Raw genomic sequence first — 23,849 nt, 5'->3', positions numbered from 1 at the left:
TTTAGCGACCCGGTCGCTGCGGGTACGCGACCAACATGTCATCGTCAGGCCGCGCATCGAGGCCCCCGCTGACTGTGCTGCATGGCCAGCGATTACCCCAGCGGGGATTCAGCCACACGCGAGGGCCACGAGCTGTCGAACTCCGGGTGCCTGCCCGTGCTGATGCTCTGGCGTTGGTGAGATTGATGACGGGTTCCCTGGCCAACTATGAAGAGTTGGACGACGATACGGCCACCGATCTGGCCTTGGCGGTGGATGAGGCGTGCACGGTGCTCATCGGCATGGCCGAGCCGAGGTCAGATCTGGTGCTGGTCGAGGACCCGCGCGCACGCGAACTCACCATTCGGGTATCGGCGACCTGCGACCAGGTGCATGTCGACCCCGGCAGCGTCTTCTTGAGCGGTTTCAGCCGTCGGGTACTGGAGGCGTTGACCGACAAGGTCGACACCTTCGTCGAAGACGCTGAGCACGCGGGTACCGACAGCGGGCAGCCGGTACTCGGCATATCGCTGACCGTACTGCGGCGTTGGGCCGCGGCCGGCGGTTAACGAGCCGGGTCGACCAGCTGCAGCTGTCGTGGCTGTCTGCGCAGCAGCGACAGGGCCTCGGGCAGGCCGGTGGAGATCGGCAGGGCGCCGGCCGGATCGCAGATCCCCAGGACCCGGGACACGGAGGTGCTGGGAATCAGCACCCAGTCGATGTTCTCGCCGGCGCAGCGCACGTTGAGGGTGTGCAGGCCGGCGAAGCAGCCTGCACCGAAGAACTCGACAGCGCTCAGGTCCAGGACGAGCTGCCCGCTGGGCCTGCTGTGCCGGGTTCCCCATTCGGTCAGCTCTGTGCCGTTCGAGGCATCAAGCTCGCCGGTGACACTGACCACCGCGGTGGCCGGCCACAGCCACTGGGCGCAGAATCTCGCGCGGCTGCGGTCGTTGGAAGGTGTGGCGCGTTTCGCCACGTTAATGGTGGACATCGGTGACTCCTCAGTAGAAATACTGTGGTCACGTCACATTTCAGGCTCTGTGGGCTCAAAACCCCTGGGTACAGGGAGTACCACGACCCTGCACCCGATGACGATTCCGGGGCGGCTGTGAACTCAACCTGCATTGGACACTACGCCGCATCATGATCTCGAACAATGCCCGAGCCTCCTCCGCCTCACCTGCCCCGTCCGCAACACCGGCTGAGCAGGGTCGAAGCGCCGGTGCCGGTGAGTTCCTCCGCTGCCTGCCGGCGGCCGGTCATGGCCAGCAGCAACGCCTCGCCGGTGCCGGTGACCTCTGGGCCGCTGCCGTGCTCCCAGTCGATATCGTTGGCGCGCAGTCGAAGTCCTTTGATTCTCTTGCCCGCGCCGAGCCGCGGATTGCCGGGCACCAGAGGCAGGATTCGTTGCAGGCGCTGCGCGGGAACGGTGCGGGGGCGGCCGAGTGCACGGCGGATGTCCTGGTGATGGACGGTTCCGTCGACGAGGCCGATCATGCCTCCGAATCCGGCGGTCAGACCCTGTGGCCGCAGATGTTCGTTGAGGAACAGGAGCAGTTCATCTGTCGACTTGGTCGAGTATTCGGCGACGCCGACCTCGTTGGCACGCACGATCCGCCCCTTCGCGAATCGCTTGAGCAATCCGGAAATGCTGAGCTCTTCGTAGCTGATGACATGAGCCACAACATCTTTCACCGTCCATCCCGTGCACAGCGACTCGGTCTGCCATTGCGCAGGGGTCAGGGTGGCGAGGAACTCGGCAAGGTCGGTCCGCTCGTCACGGGCCAGGTCCATCAGCGACGGTTCGTTGTTCATCGTTGCGTCTCCTGTGCGACCACGTCGAGATAGCGGTCGAGGTACAGCGGCCATCCTGCACCGCCGCCGACCCCGTCGGCCACGGAACGCCAGCCCTCGCCGTGGCGCTCGAGGTGCCGGTGCTCCAGCTCCACCCGGGTGCGATCGGCTGCTTCCGAGACGAACCGTACTTCCACCTCGCTGGTGCGATTCGGGTCGGATTCGATCTGCCATGTCGGGCCGATGTCCCACGAGAAGACGACGCGGGTGGGAGGTTCGTAGACCAGGACTCGCGCCCACTCGCATCGGCTGCCGTCGGTCCCGAGGTCGTAGATGTGGCCGCCGACGTGCGGTTCGAAGACGGTCTGAGCGATCGGCGCCTTGAGCAGATTGTGTTCGCGAGGTTTGATCGCGTCGAACCGGTCGATGAACAGTGTGAACGCTTGTTCCACAGGTGCGTTGACGACGACGGTCTTGCGAATGGGTTCGACCTCTGCGGATGTCATTTCCCCTGTACCTCCTGCTCGACGATGTCCTTGAACGTGTCCAACGCCTGGCCCCAGAAGCTGTCGAGCTCGGCGCGAAGTGCCGCGATGCCGTCGGGATCGACGTGATAGACGCGGCGGGTTCCCGCGGCCCGATCACGCACCAGCCCAGCGCATTTCAGCACTTTCAGATGCTGCGAGACCGCCGGCCGGCTGATCGGGAGCTCGCGGGCCAACTCGCCCACTGCCATCGGCCCCGCTGCCAGCCGCCTGACGATGGCTCGCCGGCTGCCATCGGCCAGGGCGGCCCATGGATCGTTCATTGGGTAAGTCACCACGAACGGTAAGTCTATACTTACTGATATTCCGAGTCCAGGCATTCTCGCGCCGGCTCCGGTTTACTTGCGGTCCGTTCACCCTGAACACCCGCTGCGCCAGGGGGTTTGGCCCGAGGTTTGACCCTCGCGTCAGTTGGGTACATCGCATGCCATGAGACTTGGTGGATTGTTCGGGACGCTCGTGCTCATCTGGCTGATCATCGGCGTGGTGGCAGCCTGGCAGCGCGACTATTTCCATGGTGGATCAACTAACTGCGCGACCGCAGGCGCCATAGCGCTCACGGTCCTTGCCGGCCCGCTCAACTACGCGGGCGTCAACCCGAAGGTGGACGAGTGCCGTTTGCCCCAACCCAGCGCGATGGACTCCATCGCCGCCGTGAAGTGAGGTCGTCATGATTGTTCTGGGGGCAGTTCTGCTCATCCTCGGCTTGATCCTGAACGTCTACCTGCTCTGGGTGGTGGGCGTGATCCTGCTGGTCATCGGCGGCGTGTTCTGGCTGCTCGGAGCCATCGGACGGCCGGTCGCCGGGCGGCGAAGCTGGTACTGACACAGGGAGGTGCATGATGCCGAATCCGTCTATCAAGGACGAGAAGCTCTACGAGGACCTGCGCGATGAGGGCAATTCGAAGGAGAAAGCGGCGCGGATCTCCAACGCCGCTGCCGCCAGGGGCCGTTCGAGCGTCGGCCGCGCGGGCGGAAAGTCCGGTTCCTACGACGACTGGACTGTCGATCATCTGCGCAAGCGAGCCAAAGAGCTTGGCATCAAAGGGTATTCCGACAAGAACAAGCGTGAGCTGATCGGGATGCTCCGCAACCATTGATTGCCGGGTCGAAGACGGCCACCGACGGCCCCGCTCCCCGGAGCGGGGCCGTCGGTGTAGGCAGGTACAGGCAATGGCAGATGATCACGGCGTTTTTCTCGCCAGACCTGCTCAGGAGATCTACCGTGGAGACAGCCCATACGGCAGATAGGGCGAGAAGTGGCGGGAAGGAGCAGCCATGCACGGCCCAAAAGATCCGGTTGACCACGCCAGGACTACCCGGCCACATGCCGGTGAGTCGATGAAGGACAACGTCATCATGCCCGCGCTGATATTGATCTTTGTCGGGTTGGTGTTGTTCGTCAGCACCCTTGCAGCGTTCGCCACCGGCCACCCCGACGTCGGCCTGACCGTAGGCACCTTGTCTGCGGCCGGCTTCATCATCGGATCGATGTGGCTGGCGCTCGAGCACCTGCGGGTGCGTCGTATCGAGGAACGCTGGTACACAGACCATCCCGGCGTGATGCGGCAGCGTCCCAGCAGCTGAGGCCTGCGCCGACGACCCGGCCGCGCTGCGGCCGGGTCCCTGTCTCATGATTCGGTAGATGCTCAGAACGTGAGCGCCAGTATCGCGAAATCAATTGCCAACAGCGCCAATCCGATCAGCGGGACCAGGATGCCGTAACGCAGCCGTGCGGTGAACATCGATACGAGGATCGTGACCACGGGCACCACCGGCGCGCCGTAGAACAAGATCCCGAACCAGAATTCTCCCGGCCCCTTGCTCGCGCACACCTCGCCGGTACACCCGGCCATACCCATCACCGCGCCCATGCCGTACAGGAACACCGCGATGGCAACGGGCACCGTCAGCACGGCCAGCACCCAGGTGATCGAGATCGGCATCCGTCGCTCGCCGGTGTGCTGTGTCTGCAGAGTCTGTGATTCGGTCATGGCGTCCGCATACCCAGTTTCGTGACCATCTGCACGGGTATCCCAGCGGCATGGCCAGATTCGGATACACATTGATGACCGAGCAGAGCGGTCCCCGACAGCTCGTCGACTATGCGGTGTCGGCAGAGCAGGCGGGTTTCGACTTCGAGGTGAGCAGTGACCACTTCAGTCCCTGGCTGGCGAGCCAGGGGCACGCGCCCAACGCCTGGCCGGTCCTGGGAGCGGTAGCTCACGCGACCGAGGCCGTCGAGCTGTACTCCTATGTCACCTGTCCGACGATCAGGTATCACCCGGCGATCGTCGCTCAGCAGGCAGCCACCGTGCAGATCCTGGCCGACGGCCGGTTCACGCTCGGCCTCGGTAGCGGTGAGAACCTCAACGAGCACGTCGTCGGGCAGGGTTGGCCCACGGTCGAGCGCCGCCTCGACATGCTGGCCGAGGCGATCAAGCTGATCCGTGAGCTGCTCACCGGGGACCTGATCGACTTCACGGGCGAGTACTACGAGGCCGCCTCGGCGCGCATCTGGGATGTGCCCGAGGTCCCGGTGTCCATCGCGGTCTCGATGACCGGTGAGAAAGCCGTCGAGAAACTGGCCGTGGCAGCCGATCACCTGATCAACGTGGCGCCCGATCGGGCGGTCGTCGAGGGCTGGCATCAGGCCCGGCAGGCGACCGGCGTGCTGCCAGAGGGGCGGGTCATCGGACAGCTCCCGGTGTGCTGGGATCCCGATCGCGACGCGGCAATACACCGGGCCCACGACCAGTTCCGCTGGTTCGGCGGTGGCTGGGCGGTCAACGCCGACCTGCCGACCCCGGCGAGCTTCGCCGCGGCAAGCCAGTATGTGCGTCCGGAGGACGTGGCGGAGTCGATCCCGTGCGGACCTGACCTGGATGCGATCGTCGCTGCTGTGGCCCCGTTCGTCGATGCGGGATTCACCGATGTCGCCCTGGTGCAGATCGGCGATCAGGGCCAACAGCGGTTCCTCGACGAGGCGGCAAAACCGCTACTGGCCGCGCTGCGCGCCGAGTTCGCCTGAGTGTCCGGTCGACATCGGATGACCCAGTCGCATCGCGAACGGCAGCACCAGCCAGATCCCGACGAACGTCACGAGGGCGATCGCCCCCGCGACCATCCCGGCGTCGCGTCCGGCGACCGTGTCGAAGATCAACTCGGTCACCCCGGCCATGGCGAGGCCGAGCATCACCAGCCCGATGAACGCGCACCGGTGTGCGGCGGAGACCAGCAGGTTCAACCGGTGCCTGTGGAACAGGATGCGATGCATGCCGACGGGGGCGACCAGCAGAGCGGTGGCAGCGGCCGAGCACGCGACGGTCACGAGGTAGAGCACCCGCATGGGCTCGTCGAGCATCGAGAACCGCTCCTGGAAGGGCAGTGTCAGCAGCAGGCCGGTGAGCAGCTGAACACCGGTCTGCACGACGCGCAGTTCCTGCAGCAGACTGCTCCAGTTGCGATCCAGCCGCTCCGCTTCCGTTTCGTGACGGGCGGTCTGGTCCCAGGCCTGATCCAGCTCGGGACGGTCCAGATCCATACGGTCGATAATCCCACGTTCGTCACAGGTTTCGAGTCGCGTCGCGGTGGGCATCCCTGGCCGGAGGTCGCTCGTGGGGCCTTGTGGGAGTGCGCAGGAAAGGAACGGCAGTGTCGAAGTCGAGACCGACGTCACGTCGCGGTCACGGGAGGGCCGCGCGTCCGATGGGAACTGCTCCGCGCACAATGCTTCAGGGCCACGCGAGCACGATCAGCAGCGCGGTCTCGTGAGATCAGGATCCCAACTGGGATACTGTCGAGCCGAGATGTCGGGAGGTGAGATGGCCGAGGAACAGGGCCAACCCAAGCCGCCGAGCCGCGCGGAGCGGTCGGTGGAGATTGGGGTCGCTGCCAGGCTTGAGAACCTGGCCGTAGTGCGCACGCTGGTCGCTGCGGTGGCAGCATTCGAAGACCTTGATTTCGACGTCGTCGCCGACCTGCGTTTGGCCGTGGACGAGGCATGCACCTCTCTGATCCGGGCCGCAGTCCCGGATTCGAGCCTGCGTCTGACCGTCGACCCGGGCGAGGAGCAGGTGGTGATCACCGCATCCACCACCTGCACCGGTGCCTCGGTGGTCGAGCCGGGCAGCTTCAGCTGGCACGTGCTGAGCTCCCTGACCGACGAGGTCAAGACCTTCACCGACGGTGACGGACCTGACACCGGACAGGTATTCGGCATCACCTTGACGACGAGACGAGCGAGCCTGCTGCGGTGACGTCGGAATATGCGGACGTCCGCGAAATGTTTCGCGAACTCAGCGGATTGTCCGAGGACTCGTCGGCCTACGAACGCCAACGTGAGCGGATTGTCGAGCGGTGCCTGCCGCTCGCCGATCACATCGCGCGGCGGTTCGACGGCCGCGGTGAACCGCGTGAAGACCTGACCCAGGTGGCGAGGGTCGGCCTGGTCAACGCGGTCAACCGCTTCGATGTCGAGGCCGGATCGGACTTCGTGTCGTTCGCGGTGCCGACGATCATGGGGGAAGTCCGGCGTCACTTCCGGGACAACAGCTGGTCGGTGAAGGTCCCGCGGCGGCTCAAGGAACTGCACCTGCGCCTGGGTGCCGCGACTGCGGAGCTGTCTCAGCGATTGGGCCGTGCCCCGACAGCCTCCGAGCTCGCCGAAGAACTCGACATGGACCGCGAAGAAGTGATCGAAGGACTGGTCGCGGGCAGTTCGTACAACACGCTCTCGATCGACAGCGGCGGCGGGGGCGACGAGGAAGCCCCGGCGATAGTCGACACGCTCGGCGATATGGACACCGGTCTGGATCAGATCGACAACCGAGAAACGTTGCGGCCGTTGCTGGCTCAATTGCCTGAGCGGGAACGGACGGTGCTGGTGCTGCGATTCTTCGAATCCATGACGCAGACCCAGATCGCCGAACGGGTCGGTGTCTCGCAGATGCACGTGTCGAGACTGCTGGCGAAATCGCTAGCGCGACTTCGTGACCAGCTGCAGTAGCGGGGGTTTGCCGTTCAGCATGGACAGTGCCGCGGCCACGCTGTAGCACGTGCGCAACGCCGAGTCCGGGTCGCAGATGCGCAGTAGCCGGCTCACTGCCTTGCTGGGCACCAGCACCCACTCGACATCGGCGGTGGAGCAAAGCAATTCGACGGCCATGAGGGCGGAATATCCCGCGGTACCGAAGAACTCGCACTCGGTGAGGTCGATCGCGACCCGCTCGGCCGTGGCGGCGTTACGCAACGCGTAATCGGCGAAATCGCCTGCGTTGACGGCATCGACCTCGCCGTGGGCGCTGATCACCGCGGTTGACGGCGGCAGCCGGCGCGTCGCGAACGTCGCGGGCTGATCGTCGGTCCGGTCGATCGGTGCGCTTTTCGAGAAGACGGTCATTGACGGCTCCATCAGTCGTAATACGCGTATTCGTACTGTTGGTGCGACGCCGATCGACAATCGTGCGAGTCCCCGCGCGTATGTCGATGACGCTTGCTGCGGTTGTGAACTCAACCTGTTTCGGACCCTACCGCGATCAAGGTCATCGGACAATTGTCTGAGTGCATTCTTATTGTTCGAGGTCAGAATGTTCGCATGCCGAACACCGACACCGTCGCCGGGGTGGTCCTGGCCGCCGGCGCGGGCAGCCGATTCGGAATGCCGAAAGTTCTTGCCGAGCGCGGTGATTGGCTCGCACGGGCGGTGACCGCGCTCGATCGTGGTGGCTGCGACGAGGTGATCGTGGTGCTCGGTGCCGCTGTGGTCGACGTGCCCGCGCCTGCCCGGGCTGTGGTGGCCACACGTTGGGCCGACGGCATGAGCGCGTCGGTACGCCAAGGACTGGCGGCCGCAGGCCCGGCTGACTGGGTCGTCCTGCACACCGTCGACACCCCGGATGTCGGCGCCGACGTCGTGGCCCGGGTCCTGCGCGCAGCGCGCGGCGCAGGTTCCGGCCTGGCCCGCGCCACGTACGAGGGGCGCCCCGGTCACCCCGTCGTCGTGGCCTGCAGGCACCTTGAGGCGCTGGCTGCCTCACTGCACGGTGACCAGGGAGCCCGCGGCTTTCTCGGTGGCCGTGACGACGTCATCACCGTGGAATGCGGCGACCTGGCCACCGGTGTCGACATCGACGAACGCTGACCACCCAGTCAGCGGAAGGCGTACCCGCCGTCGGGGAAGAGGGTGGAACCGGTAGTGATCCGGCTGCTGAGCAGGTAGCCCACCGACTGTGCGATCTCGTCCTCGTCGGCCAACCGCCCGATGGTGGAGGCGTCGCGATAGGCCGTGAACGCCTGTTCCCGGATGGCCGGATCGCGTTGGCTCCACAGATTGCCCTCGACCGTGCCAGGGGCAATCGCGTTGACGGTCACCGGCGCCAATTCCACAGCCAGCCCACGGGCCAGGCCTTCGATCGCCGCGTTGGCCGCGCTGTATGCGGGAGCGACCGCAGCCGGGCGGGCACTGGCGGCTCCCGACATCAATACGATCGCGGCGTCAGAGCTGAGCACCGGAATCGCCGACTTGACCACGCGGTACTGCCCCCAGAACTTGGAGTCGAACGCCGTGGCCGCCTGATCGATGCTGAGCCGGCCCATCGGACCGGTCAGGTAATCGGCGGCGGTGGTGAACAGGCCGTGGACGGAGCCGAACCTGGCACCGACGAAATCGAAGAACGCGTCGATCGAATCCTGGTCGGCGGTATCAACCCGATGCCAATCGGCTTGTGGGCCGAGGGCTGCCGCGGAAGAGGCCAGTCGCTCGGACGTGCGCCCGCCCAAGACGACGGTGCCCTTCCCAGCAATGACCAGGCGGGCCGTGGCCAGACCGATGCCTGAACCGCCGCCGATGAGGACGATGTTGCGTCCTGCAAACGGGTGTGCCGAAGGATGAGGTGGCATGCGCTGAGGCTAGAAGCTCGCAGTGCGGTCGAGCGTCCGCACAAGGCAGGCCGGGTTGCCGGCCTGCTTATTCCGCACGATTCACGGTGGGTGAAAGCCGCCCGATGGACTACAGCAGACCGAGCCGTTTGACCGCATGGCGCTCGTCGAGCAGTTCGGCCACCGACGCGTCGATGCGGGCCCGGGAGAAGTCGTTGATCTCGAGGCCCTCGACGATCTCCCACGCGCCGTCGACGGCGCGCACCGGCAGCGAGGCGACAACGCCCTCAGGGACCCCGTAGACACCAGGAGAGGGCAGTGCCACCGACGTCCAGTCATCGGGGTCCGTGCCGTCCACCCAGTCCCGGACGTGGTCGATGGCGGCGTTGGCGGCCGACGCCGCCGACGAGGTGCCGCGAGCCTCGATGATCGCGGTACCGCGGGCGGCGACGGTCGGGATGAAGTCGTCGGTCAGCCAGTCAGTGTCGACTGCGTATTCCGAGCCGGGCCGCCCGTCGACCACCGCATGGAAGATGTCGGGGTACATGGTCGGGGAGTGGTTGCCCCACACGGTCACCCGGGACACATCGGTGACGTGCACGCCCGCGTGGGCGGCCAGGGCGGCGACGGCCCGGTTGTGGTCGAGCCGCGTCAGCGCGGTGAATCGCTCGGCCGGGATGTCGGGGGCGTGGGCCGCTGCCACCAGGGCATTGGTGTTCGCCGGATTGCCGACCACGACGACGCGCACATCGGTGGCCGCGCCGGCGTTCAGGGCCTTGCCGGACTCGGCGAAGATCGCGGCGTTCGCCGCCAACAGGTCGGCGCGTTCCATGCCCTTGCTGCGTGGCCTGGCCCCGACCAGCAGGGCGACGTCGACACCATCGAATGCCCGCACCGGGTCGTCGTGGATCTCGATGTCGACCAGCCCGTCGAAGGCGCTGTCGACCAGCTCCATGACCACACCTTCGGCGGCACGGATCGCCGAGGGCAGTTCCAGCAGGCGCAGCTTCACCGGCACATCGCGCCCCAACAGGGCACCGGCCCCGATCCGGAAAAGGGCGGCGTAGCCGATCTGGCCGGCCGCGCCGGTGACTGTGACGACCTTGGGGTTCGCGGGCGTGCTCACGTGTGCACCTCCAGCCCGAGCACCTGCGTCGCGTAGCGCCGGACGGTGTCCTCCGAGATGGCAGCGGCGTCCTCGAAGCCGGGCCTGCCCCGACTGCTCAGGAAGCCGGTCACGGGATCGAGGATGACCTCGGCGAGCAGTTCGCCGGTGGTGGGTTCGCAGACGGCCCAGGTGTAGCGGGTGTCGTCGGCCCAGCCGTCTGCGGCGTCGTGAACGTAGTCCAGGTCGTCCTCGCCCAGATCGGTGAGCGCGGGCCGGTCGTCGACCCGGTCATCTGCGCGCAGGCCGCGCAGATACCACTGGCCGTTGTTGATCTCCACAGGTTCCACGTACCCAGCGTTCCATAGTCGGTGGCCGAGAAACGCCGCGAGGCCGCAGTCACGTGGTGACTACGGCCTCGACGGAAAGAGCTGGGCGTTACTTGATCTCGGCGATCACGGTGCCCTGGGTGATGGCGGCACCGGCCTCGACGGCCAGGCCGGTGATGACGCCGTCCTTGTGGGCGGTCACCGGGTTCTCCATCTTCATGGCCTCCAGGACCACCACGAGGTCGCCTGCGGCCACCTCCTGGCCCTCCTCGACGGCCACCTTGACCACGGTGCCCTGCATCGGTGCGGTCACCGAGTCACCCGACGCCGCCGTGGCGCCGCCGCCACCGCGCTTGCGGGCCTTGGGCTTCTTGCGGATCGCACCGGTGGCAGCGCCGCCGCCACCGCCGAGCGCCAGGTCACCGGGCAGCGACACCTCGAGGCGACGGCCACCGACCTCGACGACCACGGTCTGGCGAGGAACGGTGTCTTCCTCCTCGATCGGATCGCCACCGGTGAACGGCTCGACCGTGTTGTCCCACTCGGTCTCGATCCAGCGGGTGTGGACTTCGAACTTCTCGCCGTCGCCGATGAAGGCCGGGTCGGCGGTCACGGCGCGGTGGAACGGGATGACGGTGGCCAGGCCCTCGACGTTGAACTCAGCCAGGGCGCGACGCGAGCGGGCCAGGGCCTCTTCGCGGGTGGCGCCGGTGACGATCAGCTTGGCCAGCATCGAGTCGAACTGGCCGCCGATGACCGAGCCGCTCTCCACACCGGAGTCCATCCGGACGCCGGGGCCCGTCGGAGCCTCGAACTTGGTGACGGGGCCGGGGGCGGGCAGGAAGCCACGGCCCGCGTCCTCGCCGTTGATGCGGAACTCGAACGAGTGGCCGCGCGGGGTCGGATCCTCGGTGATGTCCAGGGCCTCGCCGTTGGCGATCTTGAACTGCTGCAGCACCAGGTCGATGCCCGAGGTCTCCTCGGTGACCGGGTGTTCCACCTGCAGACGGGTGTTCACCTCGAGGAACGAGATCAGGCCGTCCTGGCCGACCAGGTACTCGACGGTGCCGGCACCGTAGTACCCGGCCTCCTTGCAGATGCGCTTGGCGGACTCGTGGATCTCCTTGCGCTGCGCGTCGGTCAGGAAGGGGGCCGGGGCCTCCTCGACCAGCTTCTGGAAGCGGCGCTGCAGCGAGCAGTCGCGGGTACCGGCGACGACCACGTTGCCGTGGGTGTCGGCGATGACCTGAGCCTCGACGTGGCGCGGCTTGTCCAGGTAGCGCTCGACGAAGCACTCGCCGCGGCCGAACGCGGCGACGGCCTCACGGGTCGCCGACTCGAACAGCTCCGGGATCTCCTCGATGGTGCGGGCCACCTTCATGCCACGACCGCCACCGCCGAAGGCGGCCTTGATCGCGACCGGCACGCCGAACTCCTTGGCGAACGCGACGACCTCGTCGGCGTCCTTCACGGGGTCCGGGGTACCCGGCACCAGCGGCGCCTGGGCGCGCGCGGCGATGTGGCGGGCGGTGACCTTGTCACCGAGATCGCGGATCGACTGCGGGCTCGGCCCGATCCAGATCAGTCCGGCGTCGAGCACGGCCTGGGCGAACTCGGCGTTCTCCGACAGGAAGCCGTAACCCGGGTGGATGGCGTTGGCGCCGGACTTGGCGGCGGCGTCCAGGAGCTTTTCGAAGACCAGGTACGACTCGGCTGAGGTCTGTCCCCCCAGGGCGAAGGCTTCATCGGCGAGCCGCACGTGCGGTGCATCGGCGTCCGGCTCGGCGTACACGGCCACGCTGGCAAGTCCAGCGTCTTTGGCGGCGCGGATCACCCGGACCGCGATCTCCCCGCGATTGGCGACCAGCACCTTGGAGATCTTTGAGCTGGCGTGGTTGGCCACGGTGCCTCCTCGGCAGTTCTCTAAGAAACGTCTTTAAGAATCTATCGCGGGCAGTTTATGCGCCGCACCTTGAGGCTTCCCAATCCGGTATCGGTTACCGGTGAGTAGGTTTTGGACGGCTTCTGTCGCTGGACACACCGGTTCTCACATCAGTCCTGTTGACGCATGAAATTGCCGTCTCGACCGACAGTCCGACGCCATTACTGTTGGCCCGTGGGTGCGGGGATTTTGGTCATTGTCATCGGCGTGTTGGTGGGCGGGGCGATGGTGGCCTCGCCGAGGCGCATCTGGTGGGTCACCGAGTCCTGGAAGTTCAAGAATCCGGAGGCAAACGAACCGAGCGACACCGCCTACGGGATGACCCGGGCGGGCGGGGTGTTCGTGATCCTCCTGGCGTTGTTCCTGGGCGTGTCGATCATTCACAGTGACTTCCAACGGAAGGACCGCCGCGAAGCGAAGGAACAGCAGCAGGCCGCTGAGAAGGCCTTCGTCGCCCCGCCGCCGGAGAAACGCGGGTTGTTGCCGGTGATCGGCTATTTCGCCGAGAAGCGGGAACGCGGCGCGACGGTCACGGTGTACTACCAAGCCCCCGGCGAAGCGGTGCATGAGCGGTTCCTCGCATCGGTCAACAAGTGGAGCAGTCACCCGGGCTACACCTCTGCCGGGATCAGCTCGACAGGGGACACGCCACCGGTTGTGAACCCTGAATTGATCTGGGGGCCTCAGGAACTCGGAGACACGGCCAAATCCGACCGTTGCCGTCCGGGTATCGGCCGTAAGGTTCACGAAACGTCACGGTTCATCGATAGCTCTGTGGCACTGCCGGTCGTCACCGACTCGGCCATCGTCAGTGAATACGGAACGCAGATCCTGCCTCCCGGGCCGGGCAATCTCGTGCCCGAGCTCACCGAGAAGTTGAGAACCGACCCGTAACGGCCGAGACTCAGGCCCCGCGCAACCGCCGCTTGATCCGCGTCAGCATCGCCGACATGCCGCGCAGCCGCAGCGGGCTGATCAACGCGGCCAGTCCCAGAGCGGTGTAGAAGTCATCGGGCACCGCCAGGATGTCATCGGCGGACTGACCGTCGAGGCCGGTCGCCAGGATCGCGGCGAACCCACGCGTCGTCGGCGCCTCCGGGGGAGCGCTGAAGTACAGGCGCACTTTGTCCCGGTCGGATGCGTCGACGTCCAGGAACAGCGGGGACTGGCATTCGGGAACCGGCTCCATGGCCGCTTCCTCGAGATGGGTAGGCAAAGGCGGCAACTCGTTGGCGAACTCCAACAACAGTTGCAACTTGTCCTGGCCGGCCACCTCCTGGAAGTCGGAGACGACCTCGGCCAGGGTGGCCGGCATCGTCACGGAGCTTCGCCTGCGTCCGGGCCCACTGCCACCGGCACCCGCACGGCGTTGCCCCATTCGGTCCAGGAGCCGTCGTAGTTGCGCACACCGGGCAGCCCGAGCAGATGGGTCAACACGAACCAGGTGTGGCTGGAGCGCTCACCGATCCGGCAGTACACCACCGTCTCGTCGTCGGGCTTGAGGAAGCCGTAGAGCTCCTCGAGTTCGGCGCGGCTGCGGAACTGGCCGCTGTCGCGGGCTGCCTTGGCCCAGGGGATCGACTTCGCGGTGGGGATGTGCCCGCCGCGCAGCGCGCCCTCTTCGGGGTAGTCGGGCATGTGGGTGCGTTCGCCCGTGTACTCCTGGGGCGAACGGACGTCGATCAACGGCTGCTTGCCGAGGATGTCGAGCACGTCGTTGCGGTAGGCGCGGATCGGGGCGTCGTCGCGCTCCACGACCGGGTAGCCGCTGGACTGCCGGGTGGGCACCTCAAGGGTGGTGTCGCGGCCGTGGGAGACCCACAGATCGCGGCCGCCGTCGAGCAGGCGCACATCGGGGTGCCCGAACAGGGTGAACACCCACAGCGCGTAGGCCGCCCACCAGTTGCTCTTGTCGCCGTAGATGACGACGGTGTCGTCGCGGCCGATGCCCTTGCGGTCCATCAACTCGGCGAACTGTTCACCGTTGATGTAGTCGCGCACGTTGGGGTCGTTGAGGTCGAGATGCCAGTCGATCTTGACCGCGCCCGGGATATGGCCGGTGTCGTAGAGCAAGACGTCCTCGTCGGACTCGACGATGGCCAAACCGGGCCGCCCCAGATTGCTGGCCAGCCAGTCGGCGGTGACCAGGCGCTCCGGGTGGGCGTACTCGGCAAGAGTGGGGCTGGGATCAGCAGGCAACGACACACCAAGAGCGTACCGTCGGTCCGCATATTCTCCGCGCGGCAGTGTCCCCGACCGGCGCAGATTGCTGCATCGCGGGCCGGGCGTGCGGCCTTAGCCTCGATCCACCGATGAATTGCCTGTGTAGGTGGGTGTCGATATAAGGAAAGTGCCCCTTGAGCTGGGAGGATTGGTGTTCTCTACGCATCAATCAGGCCAGTTAAGAAAGGCACTTCCAGTGCAAGTGTCCCACGGGTTCGCTGCGTCGTCGGCGGTCTTCGATGAGGATCATCTCGTGTCGTGCGCCGGACTGGTGCCGGTGATGACACTGGCTGAGCAGACCGGCCTGCCGAATCTGTTGGCTGACAAGATCTTCATCCCCGCGCCGAAGATCAAATCCGGGTCAGCGAATCCGGCACCGAAGCTGGCCACGGTGATCGCCGGGATGTGCGCCGGCGCCGACAGCATTGATGACCTCAACATCGTCCGGGCCGGGGGCATGAAAACACTCTTCGGCGATGTGTACGCACCATCAACCATCGGAACCCTGTTGCGGGAGTTCACCTTCGGACACGCACGCCAACTCGAATCAGTCCTGCGCGAACACTTGGCCGCCCTCTGCCGGCGCGTTGAGTTGCTACCCGGATCCGACAGCGGTGTGTTCATCGACATCGACTCCCTGCTACGACCGGTCTACGGCCATGCCAAACAAGGCGCCTCCTACGGACACACCAAAATCGCTGGCAAGCAGGTCCTGCGCAAAGGACTCTCGCCGTTGGCGACCACGATCAGCACCCCCGGTGCGGCGCCGGTGATCGCCGGGATGCGGCTGCGGGCCGGCAAGACCGGCTCCGGTAAAGGAGCCGGTCGAATGGTCGCCCAGGCCATCACCACGGCCCGAGCGGCCGGGGTCACCGGCCAGATCCTGGTCCGCGGCGATTCGTCCTACGGCACCCGCGCCGTCGTCGGCGCCTGCCGACGCCATGGTGCGCAATTCTCGGTGGTCATGGGCCGCAACAGCGCGATCAACCGGGCCATCAACGCCATCGACGACGCGGCGTGGACACCGGTGAAATACCCGGGCGCGGTGCGTGATCCCGACACCGGAGAGTGGATCTCTGATGCCGAAGTCGCCGAAATCAGCTACACCGCATTCGCGGCCACCACAGACCGCTTCACCGCCCGACTGGTGGTACGTCGGGTCAAAGATGCGCGCTTCCGCGACGCCCTGTTCCCGGTCTGGCGGTATCACCCGTTCTTCACCAACACCGACCTACCAACCGCCGACGCCGACATCACCCACCGTCAACACGCGATCATCGAAACTGTCTTCGCCGACCTGATCGCCGGCCCCTTGGCCCACATGCCCTCCGGGCAATTCGGCGCCAACTCCGCGTGGGTGCTCTGCGGGGCCATCGCCCACAATCTGCTGCGCGCCGCCGGTGTGCTTGCCGGTGGAGCGCACGCAGTGGCCCGGGGAGCCACCTTGCGACGCACGATCATCACCGTCCCGGCACGGCTGGCCCGACCGCAACGCCGACCCATCCTGCACCTACCCAGCCACTGGCCCTGGACCGAGCACTGGCTCACCCTGTGGCGCAACACCATCGGCTACAGCCCACCCGCTACCGCAACCGTCTAACCGTCGCCGAACAGGCCCCACCGAAGCACACAGGAAAAGCTGGGCAGACCAGCGGCTACATCCTGCCCACCCCACAAACCGCCGTCAGAATCACCGTCGAACCACACCACTCAAGTCAGTCCACGGATTGAGGCTTAGGCTACTTTTCGTGGCGCTAGCGATCCTCTGCCTGGTCATCGGCATACCGCTCGGCCTGTTCATGCTGCTGCGGCCCAGGAAGATCTGGTGGGCCACCGAATCATGGAAGTACGAGAACCCCGAAGCCAACGAACCCAGTGAGGCCGGGTACGGAATGCAGGCTCTCGGCGGACTGTTCGTCATCGTCGCGGCCGTCATTCTCGCCGGGCTGGCCTGGTCGACGGAGCGCGACAAGACGGCGGCCGAAGCCGAGCAGAAGAAGAAAGACGATTGGGACAAGGCGGTCGCGGCGTACCAACCGCCGCCGCCCGAGAACCGCGGCCCGCTGCCGATCATCGGCTACGTGGAGAAGCCCCAAGGGTCGTCACCAGGGCTGGACCTTGAGGTGTATTACCTGCAACCGCCGAACGTGTCCTCGGGCGGTGTCAAGAGCTACGGCGCACCCAAGGGCTGGTTCCAGTGCGTCACCCGCGTCAGTCGATATGCACCCAGAGACGTCAATCCGGCACCGATAACGGCCCATCTGAGCTGGGAACCCGACGTGCCGCAGGACGGCAGTGCCGCATCCGACGGGTGCACCACCCGCGATATCGCACGGTCGAACGAGATCAAGTCGCAGACCCTGTCTGTCGCTCCCGGGACGGGACTGGTCACCGACTCACCGATAGCCGACGCGCACGGGACGGTTCTCGTGCCTGCCAAGCCCGGCAATGTGATTCCGAAGCTCGACGCCGCGCCGCGGCGGTGAGTCACGCGGTGAACGCGACCTCGTAGGCCACGGCGAAGCGGCGGGCCCCGTTGTTGGCGCGGAAGAGTGAGCCGCCGTTCTGCGACCAGGTGACCACGCGCAGCAATTGCTTACCCGGCGACAGCCGCTTGGAGATGATGTCGGCGAATGCGGCGCGCAGCCGCTCCAGGTCGCATGTCTCGAAGTCGCGTGCCACGCGAACATCCCACATTGTTTCTTCGACTGGCATCGGCCCAGTGTCAACCCGAGGTTGAGACTATTCGGGACGTCGGCGCGGCGCGCCGTCATTCAAAAGGTTGCAGTTTGGTCACTGCAGCCTCATCGGTAATCAGCTGGGCGCGTGCCGTGCCCAGAGATCGGCGATGGAAATCCCTGCCGCGGCGAGCATCCGGCGCAACAGCGGCAGGCTCAACCCGATCACGTTGGACGGATCGCCGTCGATGCCTTCGATGAACCAGCCGCCCAGTCCGTCGAGCGTGAAACCGCCTGCGACACCGAGGGGTTCGCCGCTTTCGAGATAGGCTTCCAGGTCCGCGCCGGTGGGTGAGCCGAAATGCACTGCGGTGACACCGGTATCGGCGAGCCGGTGGGTGACGGCCCCGTCCCTGACGACGAGTACCGCGTGGCCCGAATGCAGCTGAGCCGTCCGGCCCGACATCGCCTGCCATTGCCGTCGCGCGGTCTCGGCATCTCCGGGCTTGCCGCACAGCTGCCCGTCGAGCAGCAGCATCGAGTCACAGCCGATGACCACGCAATCTCCGGCGACGGCCGCGGGCAGATGGGTGAACACCTCGTCGGCCTTGGCGGCGGCCAGTCCGTTCACCACCTTTTCAGGTGGGGCGCCGGCCAACGACGCCATGACGGCGTCCTCGTCGACACCGGACACCACCACCAACGGATCGAGGCCGGCCTGGCGCAGAACGCCAAGCCGGCCTGTCGATGCCGAACCCAGGACGACCCGGGTCATTCAGGGCCGTTTCTTCTTCGCGCAAGCGCTCATCAGCGGCGCATGTGGGTGCGCTCCACCAGCGTCACCCGCTGCCAGCTGAAGATCGAGTAGCGCAGCTTGTCCACCGGATGGCCCCACATGTTGCGGTCCCGCAGCACGGGGCCCTCGGCGCCGCCGCCACCGGCGGTCCCGAGGACGGCCATCAGCGCAGCCATGTCCTCATCGGTGGGCTGACCACTGAGCACCTTGATGTGTGCCTCGTGGTCGGCCTTGACGTCCTCGGTCGTGGTCTCGTCGGCCACGGTCGCCTCGTTCGCCCCGCTCACAGGAGTGGAATCGTTCGCCCCGCTCACAGTGGAATGTTTCCGTGCTTCTTCGGCGGCATCTGGATGATCTTGCGCTCCAGCAGCCGCAGCGCGTTGGCCACGTAGCCACGGGTGTGTGACGGCGGGATGACCGCGTCGACATATCCGCGCTCGGCGGCGATGTAGGGGTTGACCAGAGTGTCCTCGTAGGTCTGCTGCAGCTCCAGGCGGAGCGCGTCGACGTCCTCGCCCTCGGCGGCAGCTTTCTTGAGCTCGGAGCGGTAGACGAAGCCGACCGCGCCCGAGGCGCCCATCACGGCGATCTGAGCCGTCGGCCACGCGACCACCACGTCGGCACCCATGTCCTTGGAACCCATGACGCAGTACGCGCCGCCGTAGGACTTGCGGGTGATGACGGTGACCTTGGCGACCGTGGCCTCACCGTAGGCGTAGAGCAGCTTGGCGCCGCGCCGGATGATGCCGTTGTACTCCTGGTCGGTGCCGGGCAGGAAGCCCGGGACGTCGACCAGCAGGACGATCGGGATGTTGAAGCAGTCGCAGGTCCGGATGAACCGGGCGGCCTTCTCCGAGGCGTTGATGTCGAGGCAGCCGGCGAACTGGGTGGGCTGGTTGGCGACGATGCCCACCGGGCGGCCGTCGACCCGGCCGAAGCCGACCACGATGTTTCCGGCGTAACCGGCCTGCACCTCGAGGAACTCGTCGTCGTCGAGGATGCGGGTGATGACCTCGTGCATGTCGTACGGCTGATTCGGGGAATCCGGGATCAGCGTGTCGAGCTCGATGTCCTCGTCGGTCAGGGTCTCCTCGATCGAGCCCTGTACCGGGGCCACCGGGTAGTGCGGCGGCTCGGCGTAGTTGTTCGGGGGCAGGTAGCTCAGCAGGTCGCGGACGTACTCGAAGGCGTCCTGCTCGCCCGAGGCGACGTAGTGCGCGGTGCCGGACTTGGCCATGTGGGTGTGGGCGCCGCCCAGCTCCTCCATGGTGACGTCCTCGCCGGTGACGGTCTTGATGACGTCCGGGCCGGTGATGAACATCTGGCTGGTCTGGTCGACCATGACGATGAAGTCGGTCAGCGCGGGGGAGTAGACGTGGCCACCGGCCGCGGCGCCCATGATCAGCGAGATCTGCGGGATGACACCCGAGGCCTTGATGTTGTTGTGGAAGATCCGGCTGTACAGGCCGAGGGAGACCACACCCTCCTGGATGCGGGCGCCGGCGCCGTCGTTGATGCCGATCAGCGGACGGCCGGTCTTGATGGCCAGCTCCTGGACCTTGACGATCTTCTCGCCGTAGACCTCGCCGAGGCTGCCGCCGAACACGGTGGCATCCTGGCTGAAGATGCAGACGTCGCGGCCGTCGATGGTGCCGTAGCCGGTGATCACACCGTCGCCCAGCGGCCGGTTGCTCTCCAGGCCGAAGTTGGTGCTGCGGTGCTTGGCCATCGCGTCGAGCTCGACGAACGACCCTTCGTCGAGCAGGGCGAGGATGCGCTCGCGGGCGGTCAGCTTGCCCTTGGCATGCACCTTGTCCACGGCGGCTTCGCCGACAGGATGCAGCGTCTCCTCGGCCCGCCTCTTGAGATCAGCCAGCTTGCCTGCAGTGGTGTGGATGTCCACCTGGTGCTCGGCGGACGGCTCGGTAACGCTCGTCATGGGTCCCGATGTTATCGGTAACCCTAAGACTGGTCTAAGAGAGGTGGGCGTGGCGCGCGTCACTCCGGTGGGGGCAGTGTGCTGTGGCCTGACGCCCAGGTGGGCTCTGGGCCTACGCTCTCGATCATGACCACGGCGCCGGTTCTGCTCTCTGAACTGGGCAGCGATCCCGCCTCGGTGCTGCGGCTCGTCGCGCAGTTCGACGCGCTGGAGGAACAAGAGGCCAACGCCGACGCGGCCGTACGGTTTGCCGCGCTGATCGCCGGATGCCCGGTGGGCGTGCGGTGGCCGGGCGGCACCGTCGTCCGCTACGACGCGTCCGGACGTCTCGATCCGGTCGAAGGCGGGGCTGGCCCGGCATCCGACCGGAACGAGACGGTCGTCTGGGTGGAACGTGACGGACCCGGGCACCCCCTGGACGACGTGCTGCTCGACCGACTGCGACGGCTGGTGGGCCGCGTCGCGGCGCGGACCGGCGTCAGCGGGGTGCCGCATCTGGGCGATCCCGCGCTGCTCGAGGTGGTGCTGTCGGCCAAGGAGCATCGCGAAGACCGCGCCCGGGCCATCCGGCTCTTGGGTCTCGACGAGACCAGGCCGACGTGCGTGCTGGCGGCGTCGGGGCATTCGCCGCGGGAGACGGTGCGCCTCATCACCGGTGAACTTGCCGCGCCGACGGTGCGGTCGGCGGTGATCGGCAACGCGACAGCCATCGTGTGCCAGGGAACGTTCGACATGCGGGAGCTCTCCGATCGCCTGGAGCGCCTCGTCGTCGAGCAGTTTCCGGCGGTGGTGAACACCGGCACCGCATCGGGCCCGTGGATCGGAATCGGGTCGGTCGGCAACGCGTTCAGCGCGTCGACCTCATGGCACGAAGCCGTACGCGCCTTGCGATTCGCGTCATCGACCGGGTTCGGCAGGCGCGTGGTGGCCTACGAGCGGCTGAGCTCGCTGGAGCTGCTCGCCGATCTCCCGATCGACCGGGTGCGACGCAATCGAGATGTGGCCCGTATCAACGAGATTGCGTCGACACCTGCCGGGGACCTCGATGTGCGGACCACCGAGGCGTTCTTCGTCTACGGCTCGTTGCGCCGGACCGCCGCCGAACTGCACGTGCACCACAGCACGGTCGCGGCCCGGTTGGCGCGCGTGCAGGCCGCGATGGGGTGGGATTTCGAAGATCCGGTGGACCGCTTCCTGGGCACGCTGGTGCTCATGGTCCGGCGGATCGCCATGTCGTCGGCGGAACTGGCCGACGCCGATCTGCTGTAGGGGTGCTTTGGTTTGGGCCCGACGAGTGTCGGATCGATTGGCCCGATAGTCCGACGTATGGCGGGTGACGGCCATCACGCGATTGGCCAAGATTGCGATGCAGCCCACAACAGCCCACACAAAAGGAGGCCGCCATGGCCGTCATCGACCCCACCAAGACCTGGGTCCCCGTGGAAAAGCGTCTCGCCGTCACCACCGACGAGCGACACCGTCAGGTTCTCGGCGTCGTGCTCGAGCACATGAAGGCCGAGGCCGAGCCCGACATGGAACGGCTGATGGCCACCTTGGCCCCGAACCCGGACTACCACTTCTGGTACGCGAATGCCGATATGGGCCCCAAGACCACCGAGGGTGTGCGCGCCTATTACGAGGCGTTCGTGGCCAGTGGGGCCAACCACCTCGTTTTCGAGATCGATCGCCTCGCCGTCGACGATGATCTGGTGATGACCGAAGGCTGGATGAAGATGATCTATCCGGGAGCGGCGGCCCAGGCGATCGGCGTCGAGGTCGACGACCCGGATGGCGACTACCTGCTGCTGTTCCGTCAGCTCATCAACTGGCCGATCGACGCCGACGGCCTGATCCTCGGTGAGGACGCCTATCAGACGGGCCCGGTCAGACGGGCCCGGTCAGCGTGACCAAGCTGAGCCGGGAAGACCTGCCGCAGGCCTACATCGACCAGAAGCGCGCCGCCGCCCAAGCCCATGCCTGACGCTCGGACGGACATCGCGGCACTGCTGCTCGACCGGGTCGGTGACCAACGCCTCGGCCTGCGCACCCGCGAGAAGGACTGGACCTGGGACGAGGTGGTCACAGAGTCCGCCGCGCGTGGAGCACTGGCCCAGTCGCTCCGTGCAGACGGCCCCTTCCACATCGGCGTGCTACTGGACAACGTGCCGGACTTCGTGTTCTGGCTGGGTGGGGCTGCGCTCGTCGGGGCGACGATCGTCGGCATCAACCCGACGCGCGGCAACGACGAACTGGCCGGCGAGGTCCGGCACGCTGACTGTCAGCTGATCATCACCGATTTGGCTGGGCGGGAACGGCTTTCGGGCCTGGACCTCGGCCTGACGCCGGACCGCATCCTGGTCGTCGACGACCCGGCCTACCAAGACGCGATTTGTGCACGAAGGTCCGCGGTAAGCGCGGAAAACCGTGCACAAATCGCGGCTGGGTCTCTGCTTTTGCTGCTGTTCACCTCGGGCACGACGGGCGCCTCGAAGGCGGTCATCTGCAGCCAGGGCAGGCTGGCCCGGATCGCCTATGCGGCGGCCGAGAAGTTCGGCCATGTGCGCGAAGACGTGGAGTACTGCTGCATGCCGCTGTTTCACGGCAACGCCATCATGGCGCTGTGGGCGCCGGCGCTCTCGGTCGGCGCGACCGTGTGCCTGACACCGTCGTTCTCGGCGTCCGGATTCCTGCCCGACGTCCGGTATTTCGGTGCGACGTTCTTCACCTACGTGGGCAAGGCGCTCGGCTACCTGATGGCCACACCCGAACAACCCGACGATGCCGACAACCCCTTGATCCGCGGCTTCGGCACCGAGGCCTCGCCCGACGACCAGAACGAGTTCCGGCGGCGCTTCGCCGCCGAACTCTTCGAGGGCTACGGCTCCAGCGAAGGCGGCGGGGCAGTGGTACTCGCCCCCGACATGCCACCGGGTGCCCTGGGCCGTCCCGCGCATCAGGGGGTGGCGATCGTCGACCCCGAATCGCTGAACGACTGTGTGCCGGCAGTTTTCAACGAGCACGGCCGTGTTCTCAACCCCGACGACGCCGTGGGGGAGATCGTCGACAAGTTCGGCACCCGCACGTTCGAGGGCTACTACAAGAACGACGACGCCAATGCCGAACGCATCCGCAACGGCTGGTACTGGACCGGTGACCTCGGCTATCTCGACGAGCAGGGATTCATCTACTTCGCGGGCCGGCGCGGCGACTGGATCCGGATCGACGGCGAGAACACCTCGGCGCTGAACATCGAGCGGGTGCTGCGCCGTCACCCCGAGGTGGTGGCGGCCGGTGCGTACGCGGTCCCCGATCCACGCTCGGGCGATCAGGTGATGGCCGCGGTCGAGGTGGCCGATCCCGACGGCTTCGACGCCGCAGCCTTGGTGGCCTACCTGGCCGACCAGGAAGACTTGGGGGCCAAGGGAATTCCGCGCTTCCTGCGGGTTTCGAAGAACCTGCCGGTCACCGGGTCCAACAAGGTGCTCAAACGCGAACTGCAGCAGGAGCGCTGGCACACCGACGAGGTGGTGTACCGGTGGGCGGGACGCGGCGCACCGGTGTACCGGGCGATGGACGACGATGACAAGAAGTCGCTGGACGCCGAGTTCGCGCAGTACGGGAGGCAGCGTTATCTATGAGG

31 protein-coding genes and 1 pseudogene are annotated in these 23,849 nt (G+C 66.5%); 15 read left to right on the top strand and 17 right to left on the bottom strand.

Features of this window, described 5'->3' with window-relative positions; translation table 11 throughout:
• The first annotated feature begins 185 nt into the window (after window positions 1–185).
• Window positions 186–548 (top strand): anti-sigma factor, encoded by a 363-nt coding sequence (locus tag ACNQR1_RS28465; protein WP_418048934.1) that lies wholly within the window; start codon window positions 186–188, stop codon window positions 546–548.
• Here ACNQR1_RS28465 and ACNQR1_RS28460 read toward each other — a convergent pair.
• From ACNQR1_RS28460 to ACNQR1_RS28445, 4 genes are all read right to left on the bottom strand, one after another.
• Window positions 545–970, bottom strand: coding sequence for an STAS domain-containing protein (locus ACNQR1_RS28460; RefSeq protein ID WP_418048933.1), 426 nt, complete (start codon window positions 968–970; stop codon window positions 545–547). The two genes, ACNQR1_RS28465 and ACNQR1_RS28460, sit on opposite strands and share 4 nt — an antisense overlap.
• A 185-nt stretch (window positions 971–1,155) precedes the next feature.
• The gene (locus ACNQR1_RS28455; RefSeq protein ID WP_418048932.1) at window positions 1,156–1,794 is read right to left on the bottom strand and encodes a maleylpyruvate isomerase family mycothiol-dependent enzyme; all 639 of its coding nucleotides are present in this window, start codon (window positions 1,792–1,794) and stop codon (window positions 1,156–1,158) included.
• Complete coding sequence (locus tag ACNQR1_RS28450) at window positions 1,791–2,279, bottom strand: SRPBCC family protein (protein WP_418048931.1); 489 nt, start codon at window positions 2,277–2,279, stop codon at window positions 1,791–1,793. The genes ACNQR1_RS28455 and ACNQR1_RS28450 overlap by 4 nt, the downstream gene beginning before the upstream one ends.
• Window positions 2,276–2,596 carry an ArsR/SmtB family transcription factor gene (locus ACNQR1_RS28445; RefSeq protein ID WP_418048930.1) on the bottom strand — a complete coding sequence of 107 codons (321 nt, stop codon included), beginning with the start codon at window positions 2,594–2,596 and terminating at the stop codon, window positions 2,276–2,278. The genes ACNQR1_RS28450 and ACNQR1_RS28445 overlap by 4 nt, the downstream gene beginning before the upstream one ends.
• Window positions 2,597–2,747: 151 nt before the next feature.
• Between ACNQR1_RS28445 and ACNQR1_RS28440 the strand changes: the two genes are divergently transcribed.
• The 4 genes from ACNQR1_RS28440 (at window position 2,748) to usfY (ending at window position 3,905) form a co-directional block, all read left to right on the top strand.
• On the top strand, window positions 2,748–2,981 hold the full coding sequence (locus tag ACNQR1_RS28440) for a hypothetical protein (RefSeq protein WP_090432616.1): 234 nt from the start codon (window positions 2,748–2,750) through the stop codon (window positions 2,979–2,981).
• Window positions 2,982–2,988: 7 nt separating this feature from the next.
• Window positions 2,989–3,144 (top strand): DUF6131 family protein, encoded by a 156-nt coding sequence (locus ACNQR1_RS28435; RefSeq protein ID WP_418048929.1) that lies wholly within the window; start codon window positions 2,989–2,991, stop codon window positions 3,142–3,144.
• Window positions 3,145–3,160: 16 nt separating this feature from the next.
• Window positions 3,161–3,418, top strand: a complete 258-nt coding sequence (locus ACNQR1_RS28430; protein ID WP_418048928.1) for a Rho termination factor — start codon at window positions 3,161–3,163, stop codon at window positions 3,416–3,418.
• Between the two features lie 178 nt (window positions 3,419–3,596).
• Window positions 3,597–3,905 (top strand): protein UsfY, encoded by a 309-nt coding sequence (gene usfY / locus ACNQR1_RS28425; RefSeq protein WP_418048927.1) that lies wholly within the window; start codon window positions 3,597–3,599, stop codon window positions 3,903–3,905.
• Window positions 3,906–3,967: 62 nt separating this feature from the next.
• Here usfY and ACNQR1_RS28420 read toward each other — a convergent pair whose 3' ends face one another.
• On the bottom strand, window positions 3,968–4,312 hold the full coding sequence (locus tag ACNQR1_RS28420; protein WP_418048926.1) for a hypothetical protein: 345 nt from the start codon (window positions 4,310–4,312) through the stop codon (window positions 3,968–3,970).
• A 50-nt stretch (window positions 4,313–4,362) separates the two neighbouring features.
• Between ACNQR1_RS28420 and ACNQR1_RS28415 the strand changes: the two genes are divergently transcribed.
• Window positions 4,363–5,349, top strand: coding sequence for an LLM class F420-dependent oxidoreductase (locus ACNQR1_RS28415; protein ID WP_418048925.1), 987 nt, complete (start codon window positions 4,363–4,365; stop codon window positions 5,347–5,349).
• Here ACNQR1_RS28415 and ACNQR1_RS28410 read toward each other — a convergent pair.
• Window positions 5,317–5,862, bottom strand: coding sequence for a DUF6328 family protein (locus tag ACNQR1_RS28410; protein WP_418048924.1), 546 nt, complete (start codon window positions 5,860–5,862; stop codon window positions 5,317–5,319). The genes ACNQR1_RS28415 and ACNQR1_RS28410 overlap by 33 nt on opposite strands.
• A 280-nt stretch (window positions 5,863–6,142) precedes the next feature.
• On the opposite strand from ACNQR1_RS28410, the gene ACNQR1_RS28405 reads away from it, so the two are divergent.
• Complete coding sequence (locus ACNQR1_RS28405; RefSeq protein ID WP_418048923.1) at window positions 6,143–6,577, top strand: ATP-binding protein; 435 nt, start codon at window positions 6,143–6,145, stop codon at window positions 6,575–6,577.
• Between the two features lie 26 nt (window positions 6,578–6,603).
• Window positions 6,604–7,326 (top strand): RNA polymerase sigma factor SigF, encoded by a 723-nt coding sequence (locus tag ACNQR1_RS28400; protein WP_418050541.1) that lies wholly within the window; start codon window positions 6,604–6,606, stop codon window positions 7,324–7,326.
• Here ACNQR1_RS28400 and ACNQR1_RS28395 read toward each other — a convergent pair.
• Window positions 7,297–7,719 (bottom strand): STAS domain-containing protein, encoded by a 423-nt coding sequence (locus ACNQR1_RS28395; RefSeq protein WP_418048922.1) that lies wholly within the window; start codon window positions 7,717–7,719, stop codon window positions 7,297–7,299. The genes ACNQR1_RS28400 and ACNQR1_RS28395 overlap by 30 nt on opposite strands.
• A 195-nt stretch (window positions 7,720–7,914) precedes the next feature.
• On the opposite strand from ACNQR1_RS28395, the gene ACNQR1_RS28390 reads away from it, so the two are divergent.
• Entirely contained in the window at window positions 7,915–8,460 is a 546-nt protein-coding gene (locus ACNQR1_RS28390; protein WP_418048921.1) for a nucleotidyltransferase family protein, read from the top strand.
• A gap of 8 nt (window positions 8,461–8,468) precedes the next feature.
• On the opposite strand, the gene ACNQR1_RS28385 is transcribed toward ACNQR1_RS28390, so the two are convergent.
• From ACNQR1_RS28385 to ACNQR1_RS28370, 4 genes are all read right to left on the bottom strand, one after another.
• Window positions 8,469–9,218 (bottom strand): SDR family oxidoreductase, encoded by a 750-nt coding sequence (locus ACNQR1_RS28385; protein WP_418048920.1) that lies wholly within the window; start codon window positions 9,216–9,218, stop codon window positions 8,469–8,471.
• Window positions 9,219–9,327: 109 nt separating this feature from the next.
• Entirely contained in the window at window positions 9,328–10,323 is a 996-nt protein-coding gene (locus ACNQR1_RS28380; RefSeq protein WP_418048919.1) for a malate dehydrogenase, read from the bottom strand.
• Window positions 10,320–10,652 carry a hypothetical protein gene (locus ACNQR1_RS28375; protein WP_064849307.1) on the bottom strand — a complete coding sequence of 111 codons (333 nt, stop codon included), beginning with the start codon at window positions 10,650–10,652 and terminating at the stop codon, window positions 10,320–10,322. Before ACNQR1_RS28375 ends, ACNQR1_RS28380 begins: the two co-directional genes overlap by 4 nt.
• A gap of 88 nt (window positions 10,653–10,740) precedes the next feature.
• A complete protein-coding gene (locus ACNQR1_RS28370; RefSeq protein WP_418048918.1) occupies window positions 10,741–12,534 on the bottom strand; it encodes a biotin carboxylase N-terminal domain-containing protein in 1,794 nt (597 codons plus the stop codon).
• Between the two features lie 213 nt (window positions 12,535–12,747).
• On the opposite strand from ACNQR1_RS28370, the gene ACNQR1_RS28365 reads away from it, so the two are divergent.
• Window positions 12,748–13,467 (top strand): DUF6199 family natural product biosynthesis protein, encoded by a 720-nt coding sequence (locus tag ACNQR1_RS28365; protein ID WP_418048917.1) that lies wholly within the window; start codon window positions 12,748–12,750, stop codon window positions 13,465–13,467.
• Between the two features lie 10 nt (window positions 13,468–13,477).
• On the opposite strand, the gene ACNQR1_RS28360 is transcribed toward ACNQR1_RS28365, so the two are convergent.
• Together ACNQR1_RS28360 and ACNQR1_RS28355 are read right to left on the bottom strand one after the other, a co-directional pair.
• Window positions 13,478–13,951, bottom strand: coding sequence for a SufE family protein (locus ACNQR1_RS28360; RefSeq protein ID WP_418048916.1), 474 nt, complete (start codon window positions 13,949–13,951; stop codon window positions 13,478–13,480).
• The gene (locus ACNQR1_RS28355; RefSeq protein ID WP_418048915.1) at window positions 13,891–14,778 is read right to left on the bottom strand and encodes a sulfurtransferase; all 888 of its coding nucleotides are present in this window, start codon (window positions 14,776–14,778) and stop codon (window positions 13,891–13,893) included. The genes ACNQR1_RS28360 and ACNQR1_RS28355 overlap by 61 nt, the downstream gene beginning before the upstream one ends.
• A gap of 214 nt (window positions 14,779–14,992) precedes the next feature.
• Between ACNQR1_RS28355 and ACNQR1_RS28350 the strand changes: the two genes are divergently transcribed.
• Together ACNQR1_RS28350 and ACNQR1_RS28345 are read left to right on the top strand one after the other, a co-directional pair.
• Window positions 14,993–16,396 carry an IS1380 family transposase gene (locus ACNQR1_RS28350; protein ID WP_011768002.1) on the top strand — a complete coding sequence of 468 codons (1,404 nt, stop codon included), beginning with the start codon at window positions 14,993–14,995 and terminating at the stop codon, window positions 16,394–16,396.
• Between the two features lie 148 nt (window positions 16,397–16,544).
• The gene (locus ACNQR1_RS28345) at window positions 16,545–17,282 is read left to right on the top strand and encodes a DUF6199 family natural product biosynthesis protein (protein WP_418048914.1); all 738 of its coding nucleotides are present in this window, start codon (window positions 16,545–16,547) and stop codon (window positions 17,280–17,282) included.
• Window position 17,283: 1 nt separating this feature from the next.
• Here the strand turns inward: ACNQR1_RS28345 and ACNQR1_RS28340 are convergent, their stop codons facing one another.
• The 4 genes from ACNQR1_RS28340 to ACNQR1_RS28325 all read right to left on the bottom strand — a co-directional run bounded on the left by ACNQR1_RS28340 (window position 17,284) and on the right by ACNQR1_RS28325 (window position 20,209).
• The gene (locus ACNQR1_RS28340) at window positions 17,284–17,511 is read right to left on the bottom strand and encodes a hypothetical protein (protein WP_418048913.1); all 228 of its coding nucleotides are present in this window, start codon (window positions 17,509–17,511) and stop codon (window positions 17,284–17,286) included.
• A gap of 99 nt (window positions 17,512–17,610) precedes the next feature.
• Complete coding sequence (locus ACNQR1_RS28335) at window positions 17,611–18,249, bottom strand: Maf family protein (protein ID WP_418048912.1); 639 nt, start codon at window positions 18,247–18,249, stop codon at window positions 17,611–17,613.
• A gap of 32 nt (window positions 18,250–18,281) precedes the next feature.
• A complete protein-coding gene (locus ACNQR1_RS28330) occupies window positions 18,282–18,584 on the bottom strand; it encodes an acyl-CoA carboxylase subunit epsilon (protein ID WP_418048911.1) in 303 nt (100 codons plus the stop codon).
• Window positions 18,581–20,209, bottom strand: coding sequence for an acyl-CoA carboxylase subunit beta (locus tag ACNQR1_RS28325; protein ID WP_418048910.1), 1,629 nt, complete (start codon window positions 20,207–20,209; stop codon window positions 18,581–18,583). Before ACNQR1_RS28325 ends, ACNQR1_RS28330 begins: the two co-directional genes overlap by 4 nt.
• Before the next feature lie 126 nt (window positions 20,210–20,335).
• On the opposite strand from ACNQR1_RS28325, the gene ACNQR1_RS28320 reads away from it, so the two are divergent.
• The 3 genes and pseudogenes from ACNQR1_RS28320 (at window position 20,336) to ACNQR1_RS28310 (ending at window position 23,847) form a co-directional block, all read left to right on the top strand.
• Window positions 20,336–21,478: a PucR family transcriptional regulator gene (locus ACNQR1_RS28320; protein ID WP_418048909.1), complete on the top strand. Its 1,143-nt coding sequence runs from the start codon at window positions 20,336–20,338 to the stop codon at window positions 21,476–21,478.
• 134 nt (window positions 21,479–21,612) lie between these two features.
• Window positions 21,613–22,190: pseudogene (locus tag ACNQR1_RS28315) on the top strand (nuclear transport factor 2 family protein).
• Window positions 22,183–23,847 (top strand): AMP-binding protein, encoded by a 1,665-nt coding sequence (locus tag ACNQR1_RS28310; protein ID WP_418048908.1) that lies wholly within the window; start codon window positions 22,183–22,185, stop codon window positions 23,845–23,847. The pseudogene ACNQR1_RS28315 and the gene ACNQR1_RS28310 overlap by 8 nt, the downstream one beginning before the upstream one ends.
• Window positions 23,848–23,849: the final 2 nt, after the last annotated feature.

The organism is Mycobacterium sp. 48b (assembly GCF_048282725.1).
Lineage (GTDB): Bacteria > Actinomycetota > Actinomycetes > Mycobacteriales > Mycobacteriaceae > Mycobacterium.
This window is presented reverse-complemented; position numbering and strand designations above follow the sequence as displayed.